The sequence below is a fragment of the Desulfobacter sp. genome (genome assembly GCF_050177295.1).
The window spans coordinates 1-3385 of sequence record NZ_JBFXHE010000457.1; the positions used below are offsets into that span (position 1 = coordinate 1).

Below are 3385 nucleotides of genomic sequence, written 5' to 3' on the forward strand. Positions count from 1 at the left end.
AAATGAGGAGATCCAGGCTCTAATTCCCTTCGAGACCGTTCCCTTTCGTGAAGCAGTCAAACGCGCCATGAAAATCGAAGAAGAGGACACCATGCAAAGCCGATGGTCCTGTGCCTATCCGCCCAATGGGAATCTGGTTCCAAGGCTGCATGAATTGCCCCGGGTACCCCATTATATCAGCCGGTACTGGATAGACTCACCCAAACTCGACAGATCCCTGTTCTATGCTTTTTGCCGGATCGGGGGCAAAGAAGGGTGGTTTCATAACAACTGGATGTGGTATCTGCGGGGTGAAATCGACCGACTGTTTCTCGGTGTGGGCATGTCGCGGGGGCGGCGGAGCCAGTCCGAGTTATGGGAAAATGACGTGATCGATTTTTTTCGTGTGGAGAAAATCGAGCCCTATCGCCGGCTTCTATTAAGGGCCGAGATGAAACTGCCGGGCCAGGCCTGGCTGGAATTTACCGTCAAAGCTGAAAACCCGCACCTGAACCGCCTCATTGTAACCGCATACTTTGAACCTCACGGTATCTGGGGTGATATATACTGGTATTTTTTCCTTCCTTTTCACTACCTGATTTTTACCCGCCTGATCCAGGCCATCGAAAGACAGGGCCGCAGCAGGGACCGCGAACATTTAATGCCGCGCACGTAAGTGTGATGGCATTGGAACTGAGAATTACGCACTTTTCAAGGTTGCTTTCATTTAAAATTTTTATATGAAACTAGAGACAAGAGGGCGAAGCGCCTGCGGCGCCCATTTTAGCCCTGAATTGTTGGAGTCTTTAGTTTCATTGTTTGTTGTGGGCTTGCGGCCCATGTGGGTTTATAAAAAAACACACTCGATCCGATAGGATTGTACATTTTAGATTTTACACAAAAAGAGTTATTCTGCTAAAATAAATTTTATAAACAGGGCCTTTTTGATCCTGTAATTTTAAAAATCTGGAGGTATTGAGATGAAATCCATCCAGGCGGAATATGATGAGGCCTCAAAGGCGATCACCATCAAAAAAGACTCGAAAATTGAAGACTGGGTTTCGGTATGCCGGCGGTTTAACGATGATGTTTCCAGGATCTGTGATGTTACAGATATAGAAGATTATACCGGACTGTTTGAATGTTTTGATGACCAAAACAACAAATACTGCTATCTGGTCAAAGAAGATAAGGCACTGCGCAGGATGAAACGCCGGCACTTTTACGACAACCTGGGACTTGATTAATGCTGCTCTAAACTCGAATTATTGTTGCATTTGTTTTGACTCTCCCCGGTAAGCGCTAATGGTATTACGGCCTTGAAGACAGGTTGAAACAATAAAATGCAAATGTATATCGGGTGGATTATCGCTGGGACGCTTGTTCTGTATCTTATAAGTATTCCCGTGCCCTCTATTCTGGCTCTACCGACACTGCTCGGCTGGCTTGTGCCGGTTCTCATGTGGCCTACCCTGGGCAAGGGTCCACGCAACCAGGCATTGCTGCTCCTCATAACCGGCTGCATCCTCGTTGCCTTTGCGGCTTTCCGGGGCGTGTTTCTTGGCTGGCAGAAAATTCTTGCCACCAACCTGCCGCTGCTGGCGATGTTTGTTTCCGTCTCTTTCCTTGCCTTGACAAATACCGGCATCGAAGGCCAGACGCTGCCCCAGGGAAAGCGGTCTGTTGCCGTTACAGCATTCGGCACCCACCTGCTCGGATCGATTATCAATCTGTCAGTGCTGTTTGTTTTCGGTGATCGTCTTCGTAAAAACGGCATCTTGACCAAAACTCAGACGATCGTTCTTGCCCGCTCGTTCTGTTCGGCGGCATGGTGGTCTCCCTTCTTTGTCGCTACGGGTGTTGCCCTCACGTACGCCCCCGGCATGTCATGGCGGCAAACCTTGATCCCCGGTGCGATGATGAGTCTTCTTGCCATTGGCTATTCAATTGTTGAAGTATGTTTTTTCAGAAAAGAACTCTTTTCCGGATATCCATTCAAAACGGCAACCATGATAGTGCCGACGTTTCTTGCTGCAGTTGTTCTCAGTGTTCATTATATTCAACCCGATATCAGCATTCTTACCATTATCTGCCTGATTTCACCTTTCGGGGCCGTTATTTTCATGAAATTCCGTCCGAGGATAACTGCGCTGCATGACTTTATTAAAAATAGCCTGCTATCGGTCGGCAGCCAGTTTACCCTGTTCCTTGCTGCAGGTGTTTTTTCGGCAGGGATAAAATCAATGACCCTTGTGTATCCTGCATTGTTCAGCCTTGAGGGATCAGCCTTGACTCCGGGGCTGCTGTCGATGATATTGGCTGTGATGATCATCATCGGAATCGCCGGCGTTCATCCGGTTGTCAGCATTTCCATCGCCAGTCCCCTGCTTCTTCCGCTCAACCCGAATCCTTCTCAACTGGGTTTTCTATTTCTCAGTTGCTGGGCCATAGCAACGGCCAGCAGTCCATTGTCCGGCGTCGGACTGGCGTTGGTCAGCCGGTACCAGGTGTCACCGAAACTGATCATCCAGAGCAATTGGCTCTACGCCATCGTGATGTGGGCAACTGCCTCCACGGTATGCCACCTCTTTTTTCTTCACTGATCCGTATGTGAAGCTGAGGGTGTAGCAGTTTTATCTGTTGACAACCGATTATGCGGCATGATTATCTTCATCGCGCAGAGTGCGCAGCAACGCTTGCGGCAACCCCGCTGCGGTGATACTGCGCTGATCACCGGAAAGATTTTGAGTGGGACGTAAAAGGGGAATAGGATGTGTCAAAAGATTCGCATGGAAAATGTCGCCATTGTGCTTCATGATACCCGGATTCCGGAAAATATTGGTGCCGCGGCCCGGGCTGCGGCAAACATGGGGGTGGGGCAGTTGATTGTGTCTGCGCCCAGGCACCTTGACATGGAACGTGTTCTGAAAGTGGCAACCCACTCCGCTTCCGGACTGGTAAAGGCCATGAAGGTCTGCAGCACGCTTCCTGAGGCCCTTGGGGCGTTCAACTGGATTGTCGGAACCACCGCAAGGCTTGGTGGCACACGCCGGGTGAATTCTTCTCCCGCCGATCTTGCCGCAAAACTGATCCCCATTTCTTCAGAAAACCGGGTAGCCGTTCTTTTCGGCCCCGAGGACCGGGGTTTGACCAATGAAGATTTGCAGCTATGCCACGAGCTTGTGAATATTCCCACAGCCGGATTTTCTTCCCTGAACCTGGCCCAGGCCGTCATGGTCATGTGTTATGAACTGTTCCAGGCCCGCACCCGGGCACCGGAATGTCATATCCCCCGGCTGGCCTGTCGGCATGAGCTGGAGAACATGTATGAAGAACTAAAAGAGACCTTTGCCCGAATCCATTACATCAATCATGAAAATCCGGAACACCGGCTTGACAAGGCCCG

Annotated in this window: 4 protein-coding genes; all 4 read left to right on the top strand. The window is 50.1% G+C overall.

Translation table 11 applies throughout. The annotated features are described in order from the left end of the window. Positions 1-655 (top strand): DUF2867 domain-containing protein (locus AB7U36_RS20970; protein WP_428161569.1); only part of this gene is annotated, 655 nt, incomplete at its 5' end. 304 nt (positions 656-959) lie between these two features. Next, positions 960-1226 carry a hypothetical protein gene (locus AB7U36_RS20975; protein WP_004073296.1) on the top strand — a complete coding sequence of 89 codons (267 nt, stop codon included), beginning with the start codon at positions 960-962 and terminating at the stop codon, positions 1224-1226. Positions 1227-1322: 96 nt separating this feature from the next. Then, positions 1323-2582, top strand: coding sequence for a hypothetical protein (locus tag AB7U36_RS20980; RefSeq protein WP_428161570.1), 1260 nt, complete (start codon positions 1323-1325; stop codon positions 2580-2582). A 168-nt stretch (positions 2583-2750) separates the two neighbouring features. Beyond that, positions 2751-3385, top strand: a 635-nt coding sequence (locus tag AB7U36_RS20985; protein WP_428161571.1) for an RNA methyltransferase, incomplete at its 3' end; no start/stop codon positions are given.